Source organism: Rufibacter sp. JT20002 (assembly GCF_056491185.1).
Genome location: NZ_JBSZJY010000003.1, coordinates 310914 through 335290, shown reverse-complemented (window position 1 = coordinate 335290; position 24377 = coordinate 310914). Strand labels below are relative to the sequence as shown.

Genomic DNA, 24377 nt, shown 5'->3' with positions numbered 1-24377 from the left:
ATCATAGCAATGAAACGCCGGAGGATGTTCCAATCCGGTCTGCTCCTGCGTTCACCAACGCAAGGGCGGCTTCCTTTGTTTTAATACCACCAGAGGCTTTGATCTTAATGTGCTTGGGTAGGTTTGCCCGCATGAGCAACACATCTTCAATCTGAGCCCCGTGCGCGGCATATCCGGTAGAGGTTTTCACGTAATCTACCTCCGCCTCCACACAGATCTGGCAAACCTGCACAATCTCTTCGGGTGACAGCAGCGCGGTTTCAATAATCACCTTTAAGATGGAGTTCTTGAAGTGACAAAGGGTACTCAGTTCATGCAACTCAGACATGACCTCTTCGTGCTTCCCAGACTTGAAGGCGGCAATGTTCATCACCACGTCAATCTCAGTAGCTCCTTCAGACAAGGCCTGATGCGCCTCAAAAAACTTTACTTTGGCCAACTGATACCCAAAAGGGAATCCCACCACGGTGGCAACCTGTACCCCCGTATCCTGCAGGGCGGCCACCGCCTGCCTAACAAAACATGGTGGCACACACACCGCCGCAAACTTATACTGGATTGCTTCCTGGCAGAGTTGTGCCACCATGGCTTTGGTGGTATCAGGCTTGAGCACCGTATGGTCAATATACGGTGCCAAGCTCTGTTCCGGTGAAATAAGGGACTTAGTCTTCAATGAGTACACAACGGTTGTTGAGCAAATCGTTTTCCACGTTTTTGAACTTCACGTCTTTCATGACACGCCCGTCTGAGTACATCACATTGACGCGGTCATTACGGCCTGCGTGCTTCTCTACCCTGATTGGTGCTTGCTTAGGAGCAGCCGCCTGTGGCATAGAAGGCATGCCTTGCGTTGGTTCTTCTAACGTAGAATGCACTTCTTCTTTCTGTTCATGCAGTCTTGGTGGTCTTGGCGCCTGTTGCGGACGGGCTTCCTGTACCGGAGCAGGTTGCTCCTGCTGTACCGGAAGATCTGCTTTGAACAAGAAGGAAACAGTTTCTTCGTTCACCTTGCTGATCATGCGCTTGAACAGCTCAAAAGACTCAAACTTGTAGATCAACAACGGGTCTTTCTGTTCGTACACCGCGTTCTGCACGCTCTGCTTCAAATCGTCCATTTCGCGCAGGTGCTGGGTCCAGGCCTGGTCAATGGTCGCCAAGGTGATCACTTTCTCTACGGTCTTGATCAACTCACGGCCTTTGGAAGAAACCACTTTCTCCAGATTGGCTACCGCAGTGATCTGCTTACGACCATCGGTGAACGGCACGGCAATGTTCTCAATCATCGGCCCACGGTTCTCATAGATGTCAGCCATAATTGGGGCTGATTGCTCCATGATCTGGTGGTTCTTGGCCAGGTAGAAATCAAGCGCCTCGTTGTACAGGCGGTCAATCACTACATCCACAGATTGCCCGGCTAGTTCAGCAGCAGTGATGGCTGAGTTGAAACCATACACTCTGATGATGTGCAACAGGAAGTCTTCATGGTTACCGGTGGCCTTGTAGGTCTGTACAATGTCCTCGGCGGTATCATAGATCATGTTCCAGATATCCAGCTCCAAACGCTCGCCGTACAGGGCGTTGCGGCGGCGTTTGTACACCACCTCGCGCTGGGCGTTCATCACGTCATCGTACTCCAACAGGCGCTTCCGCGTACCGAAGTTATTTTCCTCTACTTTCTTCTGCGCACGCTCAATAGAGTTGGTGATCATGGAATGCTGAATCACTTCACCTTCCTCCAGACCCATACGGTCCATCAAACGGGCAATGCGGTCAGAACCGAACAGGCGCATCAAGCTGTCTTCCAGGGATACGAAGAACTGGGATGATCCCGGGTCTCCTTGGCGGCCTGAACGACCCCGCAACTGACGGTCTACCCGGCGAGACTCGTGGCGCTCGGTACCAATGATGGCCAGACCACCCGCAGCTTTCGACTCAGGGGTCAGCTTGATGTCCGTACCACGACCCGCCATGTTGGTAGCGATGGTCACAGTGCTTGGCTTACCGGCTTCGGCCACAATCTCGGCCTCGCGCTGGTGCTGCTTCGCGTTCAATACCTGGTGCGGGATTCCGCGCAGTTTCAGCATACGGCTTACTAGCTCCGAAATCTCCACCGAAGTAGTACCCACCAAGACCGGACGGCCTTGCTTGATCAACTCCTGGATCTCTTCAGAAACGGCGTTGTATTTCTCACGCATGGTCTTGTAAACCTTGTCGTGCTCGTCTTTGCGTTGGGCTACACGGTTGGTAGGAATCACCACCACATCCAGTTTGTAGATTTCCCAGAACTCACCCGCCTCAGTCTCGGCAGTACCGGTCATACCCGCTAATTTGTGGTACATCCGGAAGTAGTTCTGCAGGGTCACGGTAGCGTAGGTCTGAGTAGCGTCTTCCACGCGTACGTTTTCCTTGGCTTCAATTGCCTGGTGCAATCCATCTGAGTATCGACGACCCTCCATTACCCGACCGGTTTGCTCATCCACAATTTTCACTTTGTGGTCATCGGTCACGATGTACTCGGTGTCTTTCTCAAACAGCGTGTAGGCTTTCAGCAACTGGTTGATGGTGTGCACACGCTGCGACTTCTCCTGGTACTCCTGGATCAGGCGCTCTTTCTCGTGCAGTTTCTCATCGGCAGACAGTTCTTTGTGGCTTTCAATGTTGGCCAACTCCGTCCCGATGTCTGGCAAGATGAACAAATGCGGATCTTCGCCCTGGCCGGTGATTAGGTCAATCCCCTTCTCGGTAAGTTCAATTTGGTTATGCTTTTCGTCAATGGTGAAGAACAAAGGCTTATCAGCCTCTGGCATTTGACGGGCGTGGTCTTGCAGGTAAAACGCTTCTGTTTTCAACAAGATCTGGCGCACGCCGGTCTCACTCAGAAATTTGATCAACGGCTTGTTTTTAGGCAAACCACGGTACGCTCTGAACAAAGCTAAACCGCCTTCTTTATCGTTTCCTTCTTTGATAAGACGCTTGGCTTCTACCAGGTAGTTACCCACCAGTTTCCGCTGCGCTTCTACCAGCATGGCTACACGGGGCTTTAACACGTAGAATTCGTGCTCATCGCCGCGCGGCACCGGACCTGAGATAATCAATGGCGTACGGGCATCGTCAATCAACACGGAGTCCACCTCATCGACCATGGCGTAGTGGTGCTTGCGTTGCACCAACTCACCAGGCTCGCGGGACATGTTGTCACGCAGGTAGTCAAAGCCGAACTCGTTATTGGTACCGTACGTGATGTCCGCTAAATAGGCATTGCGGCGGGCATCGGTATTAGGCTGGTGTTTGTCAATACAGTCAATGGTGATGCCGTGGAACTCAAACAACGGCGCCATCCACTCAGAGTCACGCTTGGCCAGGTAGTCGTTCACGGTTACTACGTGCACGCCACGTTTTGCCAGCGCATTTAAGAAGGCTGGCAAGGTAGCCACTAAGGTCTTCCCTTCACCTGTCGCCATCTCGGCAATCTTACCCTGGTGCAAGACAATACCACCAATCAACTGCACGTCATAGTGGAGCATGTCCCAGGTTACCTCGTTACCGGCGGCAATCCATTTATTTAACCAAACGGCTTGGTCGCCGTTGATCTGTACGTTTGGCTTGCGGGAGGCGAAGTTGCGGTCCAGCTCTGTAGCGGTAACCGTCAACTGCCCGTTCTCTTTGAACCGGCGGGCCGTCTCTTTTACAATGGCAAAGGCCTGCGGCAGCACTTCCATGAGCACCACTTCCAGGTCTTTGTTGCGGTCTTTCTCCAGACTGTCAATCTCAGTGAAGATTTCTTCTTTCTGAGCGATATCCAGTTCTGGTTCGTTCTCAATGCGTTGGTAAAGAACCGTTACTTTATCATCTATGGGTTTAAGACGATCTGCGATCACGGTTTGCACCTCCTTGGTACGTGCCCGAAGCTGGTCATCGGAAAGGGAATTGAGCTTGGCGAACTCCTGGTTGATGAGCGCTACGTACGGCAATACCCCCTTGATATCCCGCTCAGACTTGGTTCCGAAAATCTTAGCGACCGTCTTCCCAACAAAATCAAACATATATAACTAGTTAAAATGTACTTGAATCAATTTCAAAAATACGCGGTTTTTCCGACAATTTTCTACCTAGCCAAAACAATACCACTCACACAATAGTGCCCTAAGCCTGACGGGATGTCATAGAAAATAAAAAAGTAGTAAAAGTGGCCAGTAAATAAGCAGCCTACTTGGTGTTTTCAGCCTCCTTTTCCAGAACCTGCTTCAAACCGTATTTAGCTGAAATCAACCTTACCCCGCTTTCCTTCAAAAAGACAAAAACCTCTGCCAAATGCTTTTGCAAAACGCCTTGAAAAATTATTTTGTCTTTGTATTCCCTAAAAAGGTCAGAAAACGGATAAGATAAAGCATTGCAAATACATCGCAAAAAGAGGAGCGGAACGGTTAATAATAAAAGGCCTGTATTTGGCCTGGTTTAAAGAAACCAGGCCAAATACAGGCCTAAAAGTTAAAGGTACTTACGCCTGGGCGGCGAAGCGGATTTCGTCTTCAGAAGAAGTAATATGGCGTTCTGAAGGCCGGAAATTAAACTCACTTGCGTGCATAAATCTACGAAGGGCATCTTCTACGGTAGGCAGGACCGCCCTTTTGCCCGTTTCCAACGCGGTGGATGCAGGGCGAGGAGCAGCCAGATTGAAACTGGCTTGGGGCACAGGTTGCAGCCACGGGCTTGGTTCCAAACCAGCCAGGTTTGCGGCCAGTTCTGCCAATTGGGACCAGCTATAGGTTCCCTGGTTGGCTAAGTGCCAAATGCCGGCTTCTCCGTCAATGAGTAGATCAAGGGCGGTGTTCACCAGATCAGGCACGTAGGTAGGCGTGATAAACGTATCTTGGGCGGCCTTGAACTGCTCTTGGTGGGCAATGGCCCGCAGGGCATGGTATACAAAGTTATGCTCATCCCAAGGCCCGAAGAAGGCACTTGTCCTGATTACCAGTGCCTCTGGCATGGCGTTCAGCACCTGCTCTTCTGCCAGGGCCTTGCTACAGCCATACACGTTTAAGGCATTGGTGGTATCTTCCTCAGAGTACGGGGTTTGCTTTTCACCGTCAAAGACCAGGTCTGAGGAGAACGTGACAAACCCTATGTTCTGCGCTTTACAGACACTAGCCAGCACGGCCGGCCCCAAAGTGTTTTCGCGGTAGCAGGCCTCCGGTTGTTGCTCGGCCTCGTCTACGCGCACGTACCCGGCGGTATTCACCAAGGCCCACGGCTTATATTTCCGGAGCACCTTTCGTACCGAGGCTTCATTGGTGATGTCCATTTCCTGGCGGGTGAGCAGCTTGTAAGGAATGCCCCTGATCTCGCAAATCCGGGCAAATGCTCTTCCCAGGGTTCCAGTGGCACCAGTTATGAGCAAGGGTTGGATGATCACCTCTTTCATTTGCTTCACCGCCTCTGAAGAAATACTCCAACCTTCTGGGGTTTCGGGCAGGGAGGGGTATACACTGCGGCAAACCCGTTTCCACCAGCCATCAATCCTAAGCAAAGGGTGCCGCTCTGCTCCCACGGGCAAGCCTTGGATGAACCTGGATACCGCTGTTCTGGCAGGCACACGGCTGTTGCGGAGGTCAAACGCTCCCATTTCATAGTGCCCGGCATCTTGCGTGAGCAGGCTGTTCCAGTCATAAGCTCCCAGCAAAGACCAGGACGTAACCGCCAGCACGTTTTTGCCTTGGTTTCTCAAAAAAGAGGCAGAATCCCATACATCGGCGAGCCAGCGCATCTGCTCCTCGCGGGTGCAGCAAAGGTGGGCTTCGGTGATGGCAACGGGAATGTCATAGCGGGTGCAAGCTTGGTCCAGGATGTTCTGCACCCCTAGCGGAGTGGCTGTCTGCACCCGAACGGCCTCCACATCGGCGTACCGGTGTTGGGCATTGCTGCCGTGGGTGTGCCAAGGATAATTGATGATCCGTTCGTCCAAGTACCGCTCACTGGTGACATAGTAATTCACCCCGATGATGTTGGGCGGGCAAGGGTTCTGCACTAGGTCCAGCAGGGTTGCCTCAGGCACCTGGGATCCCCGCAGGTAATTCCAGAAAAAGTGTTTTTGGTCTACTTTCCCGCAAAGCAGGTCCCAGGAAAGCCAACGGCGCTGGTTTTCAAAGTCTGCCTGGTACTGCAGGGCAGGCGTGCTATGAGAATAGCCCAAGTCATCGGTCTGCACCAGTTGGGCATCAGGGTTGATTTCCCTGATGGCTTCCATGGCCAGTTTAGTCCCGATTATTTGATTTAGTAAAGCTTTTGCAAAAGAAGCATCGTCTTTGGTGTGCGGATACCAGAAGCCATACAATGCGCTGAACCTAGCAGTGGTCAGAGGTTCGTTGACGGGGGTGTAGTAGGTGACCCAAGGGAATTGCTTGGCCACCGAACGCGCATACTGCGCAAATTTCTGGGGGAAATCGTCGTCTAGCAGGTTGGTATATCGGGGGCCGCTGCCATGATGCAGCAGCCCCACGATAGGTTCTATGTTCAGTTCCCGAAGCCGGTAAAGACGTTCTGTCGCCCAACTCCAGTCCTGTTGCTCTGGATGCTCTGGAGCTACGCTTTCCCACAAAACGGGGTACCGTAATTTCTTGATGCCTAACTCAGCAAACAGATCAAGGTCTGTTATCCGGTGTGCATGCCCGCTCTTGGCAAGCTGGTCAAAATACTGGTCACCAACACGGTTTACGGTACACTCAACGCCTCCCCAAAGCTCAATGTTTGCCATTCGTACCAATTTTAGTGGAACTTCCGTTTAGGCTGGCCGCATTACCGGTCAAAGCTTCACGCACCACTTTTGGTAATACGTCAATGCCATCTACAACTGATTGCTTGCCAACTTTGTCTGTCAGTTTCTTGTGCAAGGTTAACGCTTGCGCCACTACTTGGTCCATGTTATAGTATTTGTAGGTAGCCAGGCGGCCCACAAAGTGTACATTAGGCGTAGCATCTGCCAGCTTCTTGTATTTGTTGTATAGCTCAGCGTTCTCTGGCTTAGGTACCGGGTAGTAAGGATCTCCTTCTGCGCGAGGGAACTCATACACCAGGCTGGTTTTAGTGTGCTGCTGCCCAGTGAGATATTTGAACTCGGTCACGCGGGTGTACAGCTGCTCATTAGGGTAGTTCACCACGGCCACCGGCTGGAACACTTCTTTGTTCACGGTTTCATGCTTGAACTCCAGTGAGCGATAAGGCAGTTTGCCGTATTTAAAGTCAAAGTACTCATCAACTGGACCAGTGTAGATCATCTCTTTGAACGGAATCACGTCAATGATCTCATGGTAGTCTGTGTTGAGCATGATCTTGATGTTGGGGTGATCCAGCATCTTCTCAAACATCTTGGTGAAACCGTGCAGCGGCATGGCTTGGTAGGTGTCTGTGAAGTAGCGGTCATCACGGTTGGTACGGGTTGGTACGCGTGAGGTCACCGATTTATCCAGCTCAGACGGGTCCATGCCCCATTGCTTGCGGGTGTAGTTTTTGAAGAATTTCTCGTAAAGCTCGCGGCCTACTTTACTTACCACCACATCTTCTGAGGTGCGGATGGTGTCTACCTTCTCGGCTACCGACTCAAACCATTTGTCTAGTTCAAAAGAAGTAAGGCTCAAGCCATATAGTTTGTTGATAGTATCCAGGTTGATAGGCATAGGCACTTGCTGCCCGTCTACGCTGGCCAATACGCGGTGCTCATAAGGGCGCCATTCTGTGAATTGACCTAGGTATTCAAACACCTCTTTAGAGTTAGTGTGGAAGATGTGCGGACCGTACTTGTGCACTAAAATCCCGTCTTCGTTATAATGGTCATAGGCATTACCAGCAATGTGCGGACGCTTGTCTATGATTAATACTTTTTTATTGGAATACGTAGCCAAACGCTCGGCTAGTACACTACCGGCAAAACCTGCTCCTACAATCAGATAGTCGAACATAAACTTATTGGGCTAAAGTTATTTTTTTTATAATTTTTTATTTCACAATACACCATATCTCTCCTTTGCTCTCTCAGAAGGGAGAGAAAGGCAGGCTTCTGGTCATAGGGCTATTTTCTAAAATTGAGCTGAAAACGTTTGGCTTTCGCCCCAACCGGTCAAAGCACCGCTTTATTTGGAGGCAGAATCTTTTTTCGTTTTCTTTTCGGTGCTCACGCATTGCATCAGGCGCACCATGTTTTGCCAGGTTTTGTCCCAAGAGATACCCGCGAGGTACTCATCGGCATGGTGCATCCATTTCTTGTCGTCCTTCTGGATCAAGGCTTTCTCAAGGGCGACTTCAAAGTCTTTGGCTCCGTCGGCAATCTGCACCAGGTTTAGTTCACCATAAGGGCGCACCACGTCCCTAATGGAGGTAGACACCACCGGTTTACCGGCGGCCAGGTACTCTGGTGTCTTGGTGGGGCTGATGTACTTGGTAGAATCGTTATGGGCGAACAGCAACATGGCTACGTCCCACCCGGCCAGATAAGAAGGCAGTTCCTGGTAAGATTTTCCACCCAGGTAGTGGATGTTTGAGCTGGAAGGCAGTACCGCCGGGTCTATTTTCACCACCGGCCCGATGATGACAAACTGCCATTCTGGGCGGGCAGTTGCTACCTCACGAAGCAATTCAATATCAAACCGTTCATCTACCACCCCAAAGAAACCCATGCGCGGGTGCGGAATGCCGGCTTGATCTGCCGGATCTGGCTGCATTTGGCGGGCCTGGGCAAAGTGCGCTTTGTCTATGCTACTAGGGAACGCATATACTTCTTTATGACGGTCTTTCTTGGCCTCATATAAGCTTTGCCCTCCGGTAAACACCACATCGGCTTTCTCCAGCAACTCCGCCTCCAGCTCCAGCAAACGGGGTGGAGCGAATTTAAAGGCAGAAAGTTCATCCATCACGTCAAACACCGTTAAAGCGGGCTTGAACTGGCGGGTGATTTCCAACGCCATTGGCGTATAGTACCAGAAGACGGTTTTCTCCAGGTCATGGTCGGCCATGAAGGCGTTCAGCAACTCTATTTGCTTTGCGTCTGACTCTTCTGGGGTAAGGCCGTTTGGTAAATGGGCTATTACTTTGATAACACGGCCGTTTTCGCGCTCTTCCATTTCCAGCCGAGGCTGGGCATTCTCATAGAAATAAGGCTCCTCAAAGAAGAAGAGGCGGGTATGTTTGGCAAATCGGGACAACAAGTGTTGTGGACGCTGGTACACAAAGTCCCACCGAAGGTGAGACAAGCAGATGATGGCGGAAACAGAAGTAAGGTAAGCTTCCAAACTGACTTCATTCGTGAGTTTGGGCGATACTTTAGAGGTATTGTTTACTGACGATGAATAGGTGCTGCTTGAAGTTACTTCTGGTTCTGATGAAAGGGAGCTACTCCCCCCTCCGGGGATAAAATCTAGGTCTAGGTCAAACATATACAAAAGCTAGTTAAGAAGTGTGGGTCCTGAAAAAGGCACACGAAACAGGTGACTTTCCCTTTTTTAACCTAGCTTACGCACATTTGCAAAAAAGGCTGCATTCCAATAGGATTTACCCTTGATTCTCCTATAAAACCATATAAAATTCAGTATAAATGCCTGTTTTTCTAATGAGATTTATTCCGCTTCTGGCCGAATTTCGCCTTTGAAAACCAGATTGTTTCTTTTTCAAGAAACAGATAGGACCTTCTGAAGTTCTACAACGCTCTGCCACCCTTTTGGTGTCCTGAGCCAGTCTTTGCGCACCCCTACCTCCTGGAACCCGGCCTGTCGGAAGAGTTGTAGACTTGTAATATTCTCCTGCGCTACTGTGCAGTAAAGCTGGTGAAGCTGCAGCACCTGAGTTGCATATTCCACCAGAAGTTGCAACGTCTCAGTGCCGTATCCTTTTCCGCGATGCGCAGTAGCCAAGGCAATGCCCACTCCCGCCCGTTGGTGGAGCGGCTCAAAATCAAAGAGGTCAACGGTGCCTATCAAGGTGTGCTCCTGCTGCAGGCAGATCATAAGCCTGAGTTGCCGGGCAGCATAGATATCTAATGTGGCGTTCTCAAGGTACTGTCGCAACGCTTCCTGCGAGTAAGGCGCCACAGACAAACTCACCGGCCAAAGCGTAGCATCGTTCTCTAGTTTGTAGAGGAAAGATAAATCTGAGGGCTCTGGCGCACGCAGAAAGATGCGGTCTGTTTGCAACATGAGAGATAATACGTTTAAAACCAGCTCTCTCCTAATTCCTTTTCAGGAGAACAGCCTTCCATGCAAAGCTTTTGTCAAGTCTGATGAATTAAGCTTTTCTAGCTTCCTCAAAGATACTTGCCAAGCTGCTTTTTGTGTTATTTCCAGAAAGAAGCTGTAAAACAAAATCTTTCTCTTTTATAAATTTTCAAGAAAGACCTATGCTCTTACAAGGCTTAAAAATTTTCTTAAAATATTATTAATGAACGAGATACTGATCTACTCCTTTCTGGCAGTACGTGATGTTGGTTTGAATGGTGGTGCGCAACAGTTCTTCATTGATGGCCTTTCGGCTGGTGTCTACATAGGTGTGATGCAGATGGTATTGAACTCCTCCCATTTTCAATGATCTTTTTCTAATGCCGGCGTTCATGAGCCGGGCCGCTATTTCACTGTCCTCGGGGCCCCACCCCACATAGTTCTCATTATAGCCGTTCACAGCCAGCAAGTCCTTACGCCAGAAAGACATGTTGCAGCCTTTCACGTAGTATTTGTTTTTGCCTGTAAGCTTGTAACGATCTGCCAAAATTTTTCTAAGAAAGACAGATCGCAACCCATTGAAAAGATTACTGGTCTTTACGATATCGCCTAGACTAAACTGGGTGATTTGTTTTGCCAGCACCTCCCGGGAGATTTCAGGGGAGAGATTGATTCTGCCACCTGCCAAGAAGCGGCCTGGTGCTGCCGTTGAAAGGTGATCCTGGATAAACTTAGGATGTAGAATAATGTCACCATCTACCTGCACTATGTAAGGCTCCTTGGTCTGTGCAATAGCTCTGTTCAGGATCATAGACCGTTGAAACCCGTTGTCTGGGTGCCAAACATGGATTAATGGAACCGGAAACTGCTGCTGGAAACGCGCAACCAGGTCCCTGGTCTCCGGGCCTGATCCGTCATCGGCAATTAAAACCTCTTGGGGCATTACAGTCTGCTTCAGCACACTACGTAGGCAAAGGTCTAATGCCTGAGGCCAGTTGTACGTAGAAATAATAAGGGAACAGGTGGGCAATGCCATCCGGTGCAGTCGTTTTGGTTAAACAAAATTTGTTTCACGGGGGAGTGTACTATGTAATTGTAAATCTTGGGTTTAAAGGCTGATCTCTCCTTTGAATACCTGCACGGCAGGTCCAATAAGAAAGACGTTTTTAAAACCGTTCCCTACGCGCTCAAAACTTACCTGCAGTTCGCCGCCCAGCACCCTAATGTGCACCGGGCTCTCGTACCCTGCCCGGCTTGCCGAAAGGGCCGCCGCCGTAACGCCGGTTCCGCAGGAAAAGGTCTCATCTTCTACCCCGCGCTCATAGGTCCGCACAAACAGCTTGTTTTCGGGGAGGTGCTCTACAAAGTTCACGTTGGTTCCCTCGGCCTTGAAACGGTCTGAGTACCGCACGGCACGACCTTCAGCAAACACGTTGAGGTCAGCCAAAGCTTCTACCTGCTTCACGTAGTGCGGCGAACCAGTATCCAGAAAGGAAGCCTCTGCTAAATCCTCCACAGCGTCCACGTCTTTCATCTGCAGGTGCACCAGCTCGTCTTTCAGAAAGGCTTGATGCGGTCCATCGGCGGCAATGAAATAGGCCTGGTTTTCTACCACTCCCAGGAACTGCGCGAAGGCCACCAAACAGCGCCCACCGTTGCCGCACATAGAACTGGGCCTGCCATCGGCGTTGTAATACACCATTTCAAAATCATATCCTTCGTGGGGCTGCAACAGCATGAGGCCATCTGCCCCTATCCCTTTGCGGCGGTCGCAGAGAAAGGCCACCTGCTCTTGGGTAAGCTCTATAGACTGAGTTCGGTTGTCCAGCACCACAAAGTCATTGCCGGTGCCTTGGTATTTATAGAAAGTTAAGTTCATGTTATAAAGATACGCCTGTTTTCCGCCTGGGCGGAGCCTCTTCACCTTGTAAAAACCTTGAAAATTAAATAAAAAAGCGACGCCATGCTAATGAGTTACACCTTAAACCTCATTTGTAAAGCTTTGGTACTGAAATCTGTTTACGCGCTCTTTTACTTTAAACAGGTTTAAAAAGCGTTTCATCAGAAGCTTACGCTGGGTAAGATAATGAAGCACAGCACTGCACGCCAAAAACCGTACCTTTGCACTTTCACCACTCTTGGAACCTATGTATTCTTTCCTGACCACCAGCGCCTGGACCGATTATGAACTGATAGACTGCGGCAATTTTGAAAAGCTGGAGCGCTTTGGAGACTTTGTGCTGGCCCGCCCCGAGCCCCAAGCCGCCTGGGACAAGCACCTTTCTGAGCGGGAGTGGGAAAGACTGGCCCAAGCCACCTTTAAACGCGAAAAAGGCAACCAGGAGAAAGGACAATGGCAACTGAAGAAAGGCATGGCCGAGCAGTGGTTCATCAACTATCGCTACACCGATCTAAAGCTGCGGTTCAGGTTAGGCTTGTCCTCGTTTAAACACGTAGGCCTGTTCCCGGAGCAGGACCCCAACTGGCAGTTCATCTATGACCGTACCCGCGCATTGCCCGGCAAGCCGAAGGTGCTGAACATGTTTGCCTACACAGGTGGTGCCTCTTTGGCCGCCAACGCTGCCGGCGCCGATGTTACCCACCTGGATTCTGTGAAGCAGGTGAACTTCTGGGCCCGCCAGAACATGGAAGCCAGCAACTTAGACAACATCCGTTGGCTGGTGGAAGACGCCATGAAATACGCCCGCCGTGAGGTAAAGCGCGGAAACAAATACCAGGGCATCATCCTGGACCCGCCTGCCTATGGCCGAGGCCCAGATGGTGAGAAATGGCTGCTGGAAGAACAGATCAACGAGCTTATTAAACTCTGTTCCCAGATGCTGGACCCCGAGCACAACTTCTTCGTGATTAACCTGTACTCCCTCGGGTTTTCTGCCTTGATTCTGGATAACCTGATCAAAGCCTCTTTTGGCACCATGGTGCGGAACGAAGAATTGGGCGAACTCTACCTCCAGGATCAGGCTAAACGCAAACTGCCTTTGGGTACTTTCTTCCGGTTCAGTTCAGTAAAGTAAGGGGTGATTGCTGCCTGATTACTGTTGATTGCTCAGATAATCCCGAAGCCGTTTTAGGTTAGTTTTCTAGAAAACTGGCTTAAAACGGTTTTCTTTGTTTAGAAAAAGCATCTACGTTGTCAAAACTAAAGCCTTTTGCGTAGTGCTTTCTAAAACTTTTTATCAAAATAGATCGGGCCGGAAGGTGATTAAAGCACTCCTATCCGGCTGGTTCTTAATTCTTACTTAAAAATATGCCGCGCAGACTCGCCCTTATAGACCTTGGAACCAATACCTTCCACCTGCTTATAGTTGAATTGGACACCGATGGCGTGCAGCAGACGCTGTATAAAACCAAAGTACCGGTAAAGCTAGGGCAAGGCGGCATCAGCAAAGGCGAGATTACCCCTGAGGCCCGGGAACGTGGTTTGAAGACCTTGGCAGAATTCAGGGAGATCATGGATCAGCATCAGGTGGAAGTAGTGAAAGCCACCGCTACCAGCGCCCTGCGCAACGCCAGTAACGGTCCCGAGGTGGTGCAGGCTATCAAAGATCAAACCGGCATTGAGGTAGAGGTGATCTCCGGAGCCCGCGAGGCCGAACTCATTTTCAAAGGGGTGCAACTGGCCATGGAAGTGGGTTCTAAACCCGTGCTGGTGATGGATATTGGCGGCGGCAGTATCGAATTTATCATCGGGACGGATAAAGGCATCCTTTGGAAAAAGAGCTTCGAAATAGGTGCCCAGCGGCTGCTAGACAAATTCTACCCAGAGCAGGAACAGGCCATTCGACCAGAGCAGGTCAAAGCAATCCGGCATTTCCTGCAGGATCATCTCCAGAAGCTGACTTCTGCCGTGTTACAGCATCAACCCGAGGTTCTCATTGGCTCTTCCGGCACGTTTGACACGCTCGTAGACATGGACCTAGCTCCCCAAGGCATCGTCCGTGACCCCAATGGCTCACCCGATATGTCTCTGGCCCTTGCCACGTTTCACCGGCAGTACAAAGAACTCATCCAGAAAAACCGCGCCGAACGCTTGGCCATTCCGGGCATGCTGGAGATGCGGGTAGATATGATTGTGGTAGCGTGTGTGGCTATTGACTGGGTGCTGGAGAAGTATAATTTGGAGAAGATACGGGTGTCTGCCTATGCGTTGAAGGAGGGGATGTTGGCGGAGTTGTTGCAGCAGTAAGGTTGCTTTTGGTCTTTGTTGGTTTGCTGATGCAGGACTGTTGGTCTGTTTACATGGGCTTGATTGTTGCAGCTTTGCTTTGGTGCGCCCCATGCCGCGGGGCCTCGTCTACCGGCCACGCGCTTCTGTTTTAGCCCTGGCCGGTAGGCCTGCCTGCGGCACCGGGTCTAAAACAAAGGCGCTCACCCGAAAGGCTGGAATTTGGATCTTCTAGCTTGGAGTTGCATAGCCACCATTTTCCATGGTTCAGGTTCCTAACTTTTTCTTTTCATGGTTTAAGTCTGCGACTTGGACCTACTGTGGTCTGCAGTTTGCAACTGCAGTGAGGCGCCAGCCTCAGAAAATGGCATTTCTCTGTTCTTCGTTTCACCGCTGCTGGTGTTATCACCAACAACCATATCAAGGACCCTCCTTCATACTCACTTTTCCTAGGCTCAAAACACTGCTTCTCAATGAATAGGGGTAATCAGCGGGCGGGGCTGTCCTGTTGGTAGGCTTGAGGTCTGTTTTCAGGAAAAGAGGTGGAAAGTGACCTGAATGTTTTTCGGTATTTCTCGCTTAGCAGGCAACCTCTGAGAGCTGGGGCGCATCTTCCAGATAAATACCTTGATGCTCCATTTTTCTGGAACGGATTTTGCCTTAGCTGAATATAAGAGATTCCTAATATTATGAAAGCCCACCTGTTTTCCCTCCTCTTGGTTTTGCTGCTCTTGGCGGGCAGTAGTGCCAACGCCCAGTCTAAGGTTATCTATGGCCAAAGCAAAATGGAAACCATCACCCTCACCAGCTTCACCAACACGGAGCTGAGTGCCTTGGCGCAGGAATTAGGAAGAGACAATCACCACCGTTCGGGAAAACTGGTGTTGCCTGTTGAATTGGAGCAACAGGAGAAAATTACCCGCGAGGGAGATCAGTTGATCCTTCATGCCTCTTTCCGGAAGGTGCGGGCACGGGAGCAGGTGTTATACCGTGACTTCGATTTCGCAGATGAGTTGACTCCCACCGTTGCCCATGCAAAAGTGCAGTTGCTAGGCCGCGAAGACAAGGTGCTGCAAACATTTGAGGTATCGGGTAAATCCATCAAACAAGACGGGGCAACCGTGCTGGTGCAGGCCTCAGTGAAAGATACTTCCTCCTTCACTGGCTTCAAACTCCGCATCATAGAAAAAAAATTGTCCTTTTCCTCTGAAAACACGAAAGCGGTGCGTGAGCGGAAAGGTTTGGTTCAACGCTACTATGACACTGATGTGCGCCTGGCGCAACTCTCCCGCGAGCTGCAGACCATTAACCCCAATGATATTGATCACCTGGTGCAGCATAACGAGCGCTTGAAAGGATTAGAGCAGGAATTAAATCGGTTATTTGATAACCGTATGGACCGGGAGTTGGGTTTAAGCCACCGCGATCCTGTGCAACTGCGCCGCCGAGTGAAGGAACTGGATCTCCTGTTTAGAGAGCGCCGGGTAGCCTTAGACCAAATCTTGGCTCGCTTGCCTGAGATCTATTATAACCGAGGCTTAGAACTGGCCATGAACGGGAACGCCCGCGGCGGACGCGAATTCTTTGAGCGTTCCCTTCAGGCTAATCCGGCGTTTGCACCCGCGCACTTGCAACTGGCCCGCCTCGACTTCAAAGCCGGTTACCTGGAAGAGGCTGGGCAGCGCACCCGTGAATTGTTGAACCGCATGCAGGTAGATCCCGAAACGTATCGGTTTGGGCAGGAACTTGCCTTGGATATCCAGAATGCGTACGTGCGAGATGGCGAGAAACTAAACAACCAAGGCAACTACCGCCAGGCGCTAAAGCAATTTGAAGAAGCCCGTGAGTTCTGCAGAAGCATTTCCAGCCTGCGTTGCCGTCCAGAGCTTTGGGAAAACGGGATTGCTTTCGCTAAAAGCGGTATCTATGATGATCTGCTTCAGGACGGAAGACAGGCCCTCAACCAGAAGAACCTGACCCAAGCCGAAAAACTGGCCAAAGAAGCGCAACAGTTTGCCCGGAACAATAAAACTGCCATTGACTCAGATGCCGCCGCGGCCACCTTGCTGCGCGATGTGCAACAACAGGTATATCTGGGTCTGATGAGTGAAGGGCGTCAGGCGTTACAAGCCAAGAGATACAGCTCGGCTTTGCAGGCCTTTGAAAAAGGGAAAAGCCTTGCCAGCGATTATGCCTTGACTCCCTCTACAGACGCCGAAAAACTTTTGAGGCAGGCGGCCCGTCCGGTGATTTTAGAGAAAATAGCCGAAGGTCAGCTGCAAGCCAACGCCAACAAATTATCTCAGGCCCGTTCTGTAGCCGCCGAAGTCACTAACCTACAGATCCGCTACGGATTGGTCAGCGACAAAGAACTGGATGGCAAATTCAGGGCATTGAACCAAGGAATCTTTTCCCAAGAATGTGCCAATGCCCAAGCCGCCTATGACCAACACTACCAGCGTTCTCTGCAACTTAGCAAAGAGCATAAATTTGCCCAAGCTGCCGCTGAACTGGACAAAGCCCTTGCTGCCACAAAAGAGAACGGTGGTTGTGCTATCCCCTCAGCGAGTGCCGAAGTAGAACTTACCCGCATTGATGCACCCGCCCATTACCAAGAACTGTTGCAGAAAGCCAGTGACTTCATCGGGAAAAACAACATGGCTGAGGCCGTTAAGGTGTATTTAGAGGCCGGCCAGCATTATGAAGAAGCAGAGGTTGCCCGCTTCGGATTAGAGCATGTGTCACTACAGGCTTTTGCCCTGACTAATGAAAACAAAGCGTTTATCTCTGAAGTAGCCAAGTATGCCGCTACCCAGGGAGACGCCGCAGGTTCACTTGAACTCGTAAAACGGCTAGTTTCGCTTAAGTACACAAAATACAACCTGAACCAACTACAGGAACAAATTGGCCAGCTACTCGCCACCCGAGACGCCCAAGCCAACCCCAAAGGAGACTACAAGCAACTGGCTAACACCTACACCGGCGGCAACAAAGACCTTAAAACCCTCAACAAAGCCTACCAGAAGCATTTCAAGAAACTGACCTAATAAAAAGCCCCAAGCCTCTCTTCATGTAAAAAGGAGCTTGGGGCTTTTTATGCCCTATTATAGCAGGAGCCTTCTTGGTAGTTGTTTTGATAGCACCAGAAACGATAAAACAACCAGCAGAAGAGAACACTAAAGCTATTTGCCTCACTGCAACTTGCAACTGCAAACCATGATAGAGCCAAGTCACAGACTTGAACCATGGAAAATGGTGCCTATGCAACTACAAGTTTGAAGATGCCTTTTCCAGTCTTTCGGTTGAGCGCCTTTGTTTTAGACCTGGTGCCGCAGGCAGGCCTACCGGCCAAGGCTAAAACAACAGAGCGAGGCCGGAAGACGAGGCCCCACGGCCTTGAGCGCACCAAAGCAGAGATGAAACAACAGAGCTTATGTAACCAGAACGACAGTCCTGCCTCAGAAATAGCAAGACAAATCACAAACCAAGCAAACAGTTCAGATAAAATCTTTCCTTCGGTTTCCATTACCTTTGGTCCTTTCAATCTGAATCACGCATGTACCCCTACCAACGTCTTTTCGATTTCTCCCGCCAGATCTTCCTGGCCATCGGGTGCCCACCCGAAGATGCCCAAACCGCCACAGAAACCCTCCTTTCAGCCGACCTCCGCGGGGTAGATTCCCACGGCGTAGCCCGCCTGATTGGCTATGTGCGTCTTTGGGAAGCAGGCCGCATAAACGCCACTCCCAACGTGCGCATTGTGTACGAAACACCCAGCACCGCCACGGTAGATGGCGACGGAGGCTTGGGTCTGGTAGTAGCGCCTAAAGCGATGCAGATTGCCTTGGAGAAAGCGAAGGTAGCCGGTACTGGTTGGGTAAGCGTAAAGAACTCTAACCACTACGGAATTGCAGGCTATCATGCCATGAAGGCGCTGGAACACGACATGATTGGCTTGGCCATGACCAACGCCAGTCCGCTCGTGGCCCCTACCTATTCTCTGGAACGCTTGCTGGGCACCAACCCCATCGCCGTGGCCATACCGGCCAACGAGCAGCCTCCGTTTGTAGCCGACTTAGCCACCACCACCGCCGCCAACGGGAAACTGGAAATGCTGCAACGCAAGAACCTGGAAGCGCCCCACGGCTGGATTCAAGCAGTAGACGGGTCTCCATCGGTTAACCCCAATGAACTGAAAGACGGCGGCGCCCTGCTCCCGCTAGGTGGCGATACCGGCAGCCACAAAGGCTATGCGCTGGGTGCGGTGGTTGACATCTTCTCGGCGGTTTTATCTGGGGCAAACTACGGGCCGTGGGTACCACCGTTCGTGAGCTTTTTGGCTCCTCCCGCTGATCCTGTAGGAGAAGGTATTGGGCATTTCTTTGGGGCCATGCGCGTAGACGCCTTCCGTCCGGCCGAGGACTTCAAACACCACATGGACAATTGGATTACGCGCTTCAGAAGCTCCAAAGCCAAGGACGGTCACCAAGTCCTCATTCCCGGCGACCCAGAACGGATTTTCACCGAGCAGCGTCTGAAAGAAGGAATCCCATTGTTGCCTCCGGTTGTGAAGGATCTGGAAGGCTTGGGCGAGAAGTTTAGGGTGGAGTTGTAGAGGGGATAAAGAACCTCCTTTTGCTACTTTATAAAAACAAAACAGCCGCTCTCTTAGATAAGTGGCTGTTTTGTTTTAAATCCATTATCAGCAAAACAGGTTTAAAATAAACATCAATTCTCTGTCTAAGTTACTAAGCTTTACTCATTCTCTTGCTCACCCAATAATTCACCACGGCTAAAAGCAGAATAAACAGTGTTAATTCCCATAGTCCTGAAAAACTGGAGGTTCCTTCTTCTACCTTAAGCACATCGTTGGAGAAACGGTACACAGTATTGCCGGCCCAGTGCGCGCCTACAGTGTACCACAGGTTTCTGGTATAGACCAACGGAATAGCCAGCATGATGCCTAACGCGAACAGATAAGCTAACGCAGTAAAACCATCATCCAAAGAGTAGAAGTGGTTCAAGACATACACGCTGGAGGAAATTAGGATGAAAGCGCCCTTGCCTATCCGGTTCTGAAGATGCCCAAACAGATAGCCTCTGGTTAAGATATCCTCAGCTAGAGAAGGCAGAAACGTACCTACTGTAAAAAGCATGGTTTGGGTGAGTAACGTGACGGTATCAGGTACAAGGCTCACCACTTCTATACCCATCCACAACCGAACCGCAAAAGCCAACCCGTTTAGAAGCAAACCTAGCCCCAAACCTGTCAAAAACAAAAGGGCATATTTCCTGCTGAACCGCATGCCCCAGGCTCTCACTCCCACAAAACCCTGCCACCTTGCCACCAGATACGCCACCGGAATCATGGCAAACATGAGCCCCAAGAACAGCGGAATGTGTTGATGGAAACGCATGGCGTATTCCCCAGCGTGGTACGTGAACGCGAGTGCCACATACCCAATCAGGAAAGGGAACCAAGAAAATCTTGTTGAAACTGGAGAAGTAGGAACGCTCTGGACTTTGATCATCTTTGTCTAGGCCTAAAGAAGGAACAATATAGAGGAAGCTTCACAAATATAGTTTTATTAGCATATACTATCCAGAGCTTTCCTTCCGGTCCCACGCGGTTATTGAAAGGGACCAGAAACATAGGTTTGCCCCTATGTTATGAAATCGCTACCTTATCCAGCTCATTCTGTTTCAGGCTTACTTTCCAAAGATTATGCGCAAAACGCTACTCCCCTTTCTCCTCACTTTTCTAACCATTACCCACATCTGGGCCCAAAACAAGCCCGCCGGCATCTCAGGCAAAACTGGGGGCATGCAGAAGTTCAACGGCTATTTTCCCTACTACTGGGACGAGGCCACCGGCCGAATTCTGCTGGAGATTGACAAACTAGACCAGCAATTCCTCTACGTGAACTCTCTGGCGTCTGGACTGGGCTCTAATGACATTGGGTTGGACCGGGGACAGTTGGGCGGTGAGCACGTGGTGTATTTCCATAAAGTAGGCCCTAAGGTCTTACTCATTGAACCCAACCAGAGCTACCGCGCCATGAACGGTAATCCCGCTGAGGAGCAGGCCGTGGCCCAATCCTTTGCGCAATCGGCGTTGTGGGGTTTCAAGGTAGAAGCCACCGAGGGCGACAAAGTACTCGTAGATGCCACTGAGTTCCTGCTCCGCGATGCCCATGATGTGGTGGGCAGCATCCGGCGCAGCCGCCAGGGCACCTACCGGCTAGATCCTAACCGCTCGGTAATGTACCTACCCCGCACCAAGAACTTCCCCCAGAACTCAGAATTTGAAGCCACGCTTACGTTTGTGGGCGGCGATGACGCCGGTGGGTTCGTGCGCAGCGTAACCCCATCGGCGCAGGCGATCACCCTCCGCCAGCACCACTCGTTCATCCAGTTACCCGACAAGAACTACACCCCTAGAGCCATGGATCCGCGGTCCGGATACTTCGGGATTGAGTACATGGATTTCAGCACGCCCGTAGACCAGTCCATTGTGAAGCGGTTCATTGCCCGGCACCGTCTGCAAAAAAAGAACCCCGCCGCCGCGGTTTCTGAAGCGGTGGAGCCCATTGTGTATTACGTAGACCACGCCGCCCCAGAACCCATCAGAAGTGCCCTGTTGGAAGGTGCCCGCTGGTGGGCGCAGGCGTTTGAGGCCGCCGGTTACAAAGATGCTTTTAAAGTAGAGATTCTCCCCACCGATGCTGACCCCATGGATGTGCGGTACAACGTTATTCAATGGGTACACCGCAGCACCCGTGGCTGGTCTTACGGCGCTACGGTCACAGACCCCAGAACCGGTGAGATCATCAAAGGGCACGTTAGTCTGGGCTCACTGCGGGTGCGGCAGGATTTCCTGATTGCCGAAGGATTACTGGCTCCCTATGAAGACGGGAAACCGGCAAACCCCGAGATGATGAAGATGGCCTTGTCCCGCTTAAGACAACTATCGGCGCATGAGCTGGGGCATACCTTGGGTATCATGCACAACTACGCCGCCAGCGTGAGCAACCGCGCCTCGGTGATGGACTATCCGCACCCAACGGTAAAACTCACCTCTAACGGCGAGATTGACTTGTCTGATGCGTACGCCGTGGGTATAGGCGAATGGGACAAACTAGCCGTGGCCTATGGCTACCAGGACTTCCCCAAAGGCACAGATGAACAACAAGCGTTAGACCAACTGTTGCGGGGCGGGCACCAACGAGGACTGCAGTTTATTTCTGACCGTGATGCCCGAGCTCCGGGTGGGGCACATCCGCAGGCACACCTTTGGGACAACGGACCTAACGCCGCTAACGAGTTGGTTCAGGTTCTAGCCATCAGAAAGAAAGCCTTGGAAAGATTCGGGGAGAACAACATTAAACCAGGTGTACCTATGGCTATGCTGGAAGACGTGTTGGTGCCCATCTACAACTACCACCGCTACCAGGTAGAAGCTGCCGCTAAAGTGGTGGGAGGGTTGAACTACACCTACGTCTCCCGGGGCGACGGGCAGTTGGTAACCGAGTTTGTGCAAGAGACTGAGCAGCAAAAAGCCTTGGACGCACTGTTGGCCACCCTGCACCCCAACGTATTGACCTTACCCGAAAAGATTATCGCTTCTATCCCACCCCGCCCAACGGGTTGGTCACCTACCCGCGAGCTATTTGACAAACACACCGGCCTCACGTTTGACCCCCTGGCCGCGGCAGAGGCCTCGGCTGATTTCACGCTCTCGTTCCTTTTCCACCCGGAGCGTGCCGCCCGTTTAGTAGAACTGCAAGCGCGAGGTAGCAAACTCGGCCTGCATGAAGTGCTGGGCCAAGTCATAGAGAAGACCTGGGACCCTAGACCTGCCTCCGGATTAGAGGGTCAGATTCAATTGTTGACGCAGCAATTAGTACTCACTCATTTGCTGGCGCTCTCGCAGAATGAAAACGCGGCTTACTCTGCCCGGGCCGTTGCCATGCTGCACCTGGAGCAACTGGAAAAACAAGCCAAGAAGCTAGCCAAATCTTCAGACGAGGCTGTGAAAGCCAACGCGCTCTTGGCCCTTGACCGCATGAAAAAACCAGCCGAGGCCAAACCCCAGTTGCACAAAGACCTGCCTCCAGGAGCCCCCATCGGGTCTTTGGACATGATCGGCTGCGAATAGCGTTTAACTGCCCTTTTCTAAAAAATAGCTTCAAAATCCCACTTCCTCTTGAGTGGGATTTTTTATTTACACGAACCCGGCACCGCTTTTATATAGAAAATACTTAATCTTTTCACCTTGCAGATGTGCCTAAAATTCATACATTTAATAGACTAACCCTTAACCTGTTCTGCTTTGAAAAGACGCGATTTCCTTCAACTTTCCGGCTTGGGGCTTGGCGCCCTCATGATGCCGATTCCGCTGTGGGGCAATGACATTGCCCCGGAGGCGATGCTTGCTCCCCTGGATGTGGCGTTAAACAAACAGATCGCCGATGCTGCCCTCAACGCCGCCAAGTCAAAAGGTGCCACCTACACCGATGTCCGGATTGGCCGCTACTTGAATCAGTATCTCATCACGCGGGAAAACAAGGTGCAGAATACCGTCAACACAGAGTCCTTTGGATTAGGCGTGCGGGTACTGGTAAATGACACGTGGGGGTTCTCGGCCATTGATGAGGTAACCCCCGCTGGCGCCGCCAAAGCCGCTGAGCTAGCTGTGGCCATCGCCAAAGCTAACTCTAAACTGCAAAGTGAGCCTGTTAAGTTGGCTCCGCAGCAAGGCTATGGGGAAGTCAGCTGGAAAGCGCCCATTGAGCGGAATGCCTTTGAGGTGCCTTTGAAGGAAAAGGTAGACATTCTGTTAGGTGCCAACGCCGCTGCCATGCAGAACGGAGCCAATTACGTAGATTCGGCCTTGTTTTTGGTAAACGAGCAGAAATACTTCGCCTCGTCAGAGGGTTCTTACATAGACCAGGACGTGCATCGGATCTGGCCTATCCTCAATGCCACTGCTGTTGACAAGAAGACCGGCAAATTTGAAACGCGCCAGGCCCTGAGTTCTCCGGTGGGGATGGGGTTTGAGTACCTGAGCGGCCGCCCTGAGGGGAAATACAAAGGCGAGACTACCCGCTATGGCAAGTACTATGACATGGTGGAAGATGCCACCGCTGCGGCCAAGCAAGCCAAAGAGAAACTCACGGCCAAATCGGTGCTGGCGGGCAAATACGACTTAGTATTGGATCCTTCGCACCTGTGGCTGACCATCCATGAATCAGTAGGGCACCCACTGGAACTGGACCGCGTGCTGGGCTACGAAGCCAACTTTGCCGGAACCAGTTTCGCCACACTGGACAAGTGGCAATCCAAGAACTTCAAGTACGGCAGCCCACAGGTAACGCTGTTCGCAGACAAGGTGCAGCCCGGCTCGTTAGGAGCGGTGGGTTATGACGATGAAGGCGTGAAAACCAAGCGCTGGGATCTGGTAAAAGACGGCACCCTGGTCAACTATCAGGCCACCCGAGACCAGGCGCACATCATTGGCGAAAAAGAATCGCACGGGTGCTGCTACGCCGATAACTGGAGCTCGGTGCAGTTCCAGCGCATGCCCAACGTTTCCTTGGCTCCAGGTAAACAGAAATTAAGCGTGGATGACATGATCAAAAACGTGGAGAAAGGCATCTACATCATTGGCGACGGCTCCTTCTCCATAGACCAGCAGCGCTATAACTTTCAATTTGGCGGACAGCTTTTCTATGAAATCAAAGACGGCAAGATTGTAGGGCCGCTCAAAGACGTGGCGTATCAAAGCAACACCCAAGAATTCTGGAACTCCTGCGCTGCCATCTGCGACGAAAGCGATTACCGCTTGGGGGGCTCCTTCTTTGACGGCAAAGGCCAGCCCATGCAGGTTAGCTCCGTCTCACACGGCTCGGCTACCGCTCGCTTCAATGGCGTGAACGTCATCAACACGGGTAGGAAAATCTAAAAGGAGTCCTGAGTTCTGAGTCTCTAGTCTT

General features: G+C 51.3%; 15 protein-coding genes. 6 read left to right on the top strand and 9 right to left on the bottom strand.

The window, feature by feature from the left end:
* Position 1: 1 nt before the first annotated feature.
* From deoC to dapF, 8 genes are all read right to left on the bottom strand, one after another.
* The gene (deoC, locus tag ACW9SV_RS15320) at positions 2 to 637 is read right to left on the bottom strand and encodes a deoxyribose-phosphate aldolase (RefSeq protein WP_479557631.1); all 636 of its coding nucleotides are present in this window, start codon (positions 635 to 637) and stop codon (positions 2 to 4) included.
* A gap of 25 nt (positions 638 to 662) precedes the next feature.
* Entirely contained in the window at positions 663 to 4043 is a 3381-nt protein-coding gene (gene secA / locus ACW9SV_RS15315) for a preprotein translocase subunit SecA (RefSeq protein ID WP_479557630.1), read from the bottom strand.
* A 455-nt stretch (positions 4044 to 4498) separates the two neighbouring features.
* Complete coding sequence (locus tag ACW9SV_RS15310) at positions 4499 to 6751, bottom strand: family 1 glycosylhydrolase (RefSeq protein WP_479557629.1); 2253 nt, start codon at positions 6749 to 6751, stop codon at positions 4499 to 4501.
* Positions 6738 to 7952 carry a UDP-galactopyranose mutase gene (glf, locus tag ACW9SV_RS15305; RefSeq protein ID WP_479557628.1) on the bottom strand — a complete coding sequence of 405 codons (1215 nt, stop codon included), beginning with the start codon at positions 7950 to 7952 and terminating at the stop codon, positions 6738 to 6740. Before glf ends, ACW9SV_RS15310 begins: the two co-directional genes overlap by 14 nt.
* A gap of 171 nt (positions 7953 to 8123) precedes the next feature.
* Positions 8124 to 9422 carry a glycosyltransferase family 1 protein gene (locus tag ACW9SV_RS15300; RefSeq protein WP_479557627.1) on the bottom strand — a complete coding sequence of 433 codons (1299 nt, stop codon included), beginning with the start codon at positions 9420 to 9422 and terminating at the stop codon, positions 8124 to 8126.
* A gap of 231 nt (positions 9423 to 9653) precedes the next feature.
* Entirely contained in the window at positions 9654 to 10178 is a 525-nt protein-coding gene (locus ACW9SV_RS15295; protein WP_479557626.1) for a GNAT family N-acetyltransferase, read from the bottom strand.
* A gap of 238 nt (positions 10179 to 10416) precedes the next feature.
* Complete coding sequence (locus tag ACW9SV_RS15290) at positions 10417 to 11232, bottom strand: glycosyltransferase family 2 protein (protein WP_479557625.1); 816 nt, start codon at positions 11230 to 11232, stop codon at positions 10417 to 10419.
* Positions 11233 to 11304: 72 nt separating this feature from the next.
* Entirely contained in the window at positions 11305 to 12075 is a 771-nt protein-coding gene (gene dapF, locus ACW9SV_RS15285) for a diaminopimelate epimerase (protein ID WP_479557624.1), read from the bottom strand.
* Positions 12076 to 12343: 268 nt separating this feature from the next.
* On the opposite strand from dapF, the gene ACW9SV_RS15280 reads away from it, so the two are divergent.
* From ACW9SV_RS15280 to ACW9SV_RS15265, 4 genes are all read left to right on the top strand, one after another.
* Positions 12344 to 13231, top strand: coding sequence for a class I SAM-dependent methyltransferase (locus ACW9SV_RS15280; RefSeq protein ID WP_479557623.1), 888 nt, complete (start codon positions 12344 to 12346; stop codon positions 13229 to 13231).
* A gap of 233 nt (positions 13232 to 13464) precedes the next feature.
* Complete coding sequence (locus tag ACW9SV_RS15275) at positions 13465 to 14403, top strand: Ppx/GppA phosphatase family protein (protein WP_479557622.1); 939 nt, start codon at positions 13465 to 13467, stop codon at positions 14401 to 14403.
* Between the two features lie 668 nt (positions 14404 to 15071).
* Entirely contained in the window at positions 15072 to 17429 is a 2358-nt protein-coding gene (locus tag ACW9SV_RS15270; RefSeq protein WP_479557621.1) for a tetratricopeptide repeat protein, read from the top strand.
* 509 nt (positions 17430 to 17938) lie between these two features.
* Positions 17939 to 18997: an Ldh family oxidoreductase gene (locus ACW9SV_RS15265; RefSeq protein WP_479557620.1), complete on the top strand. Its 1059-nt coding sequence runs from the start codon at positions 17939 to 17941 to the stop codon at positions 18995 to 18997.
* A gap of 133 nt (positions 18998 to 19130) precedes the next feature.
* On the opposite strand, the gene ACW9SV_RS15260 is transcribed toward ACW9SV_RS15265, so the two are convergent.
* Positions 19131 to 19913: a lysostaphin resistance A-like protein gene (locus tag ACW9SV_RS15260; RefSeq protein WP_479557619.1), complete on the bottom strand. Its 783-nt coding sequence runs from the start codon at positions 19911 to 19913 to the stop codon at positions 19131 to 19133.
* Between the two features lie 194 nt (positions 19914 to 20107).
* Between ACW9SV_RS15260 and ACW9SV_RS15255 the strand changes: the two genes are divergently transcribed.
* The gene (locus ACW9SV_RS15255) at positions 20108 to 22540 is read left to right on the top strand and encodes a zinc-dependent metalloprotease (protein WP_479557618.1); all 2433 of its coding nucleotides are present in this window, start codon (positions 20108 to 20110) and stop codon (positions 22538 to 22540) included.
* A gap of 174 nt (positions 22541 to 22714) precedes the next feature.
* On the top strand, positions 22715 to 24346 hold the full coding sequence (locus ACW9SV_RS15250) for a TldD/PmbA family protein (RefSeq protein ID WP_479557617.1): 1632 nt from the start codon (positions 22715 to 22717) through the stop codon (positions 24344 to 24346).
* The last annotated feature ends 31 nt before the right edge of the window (positions 24347 to 24377 follow it).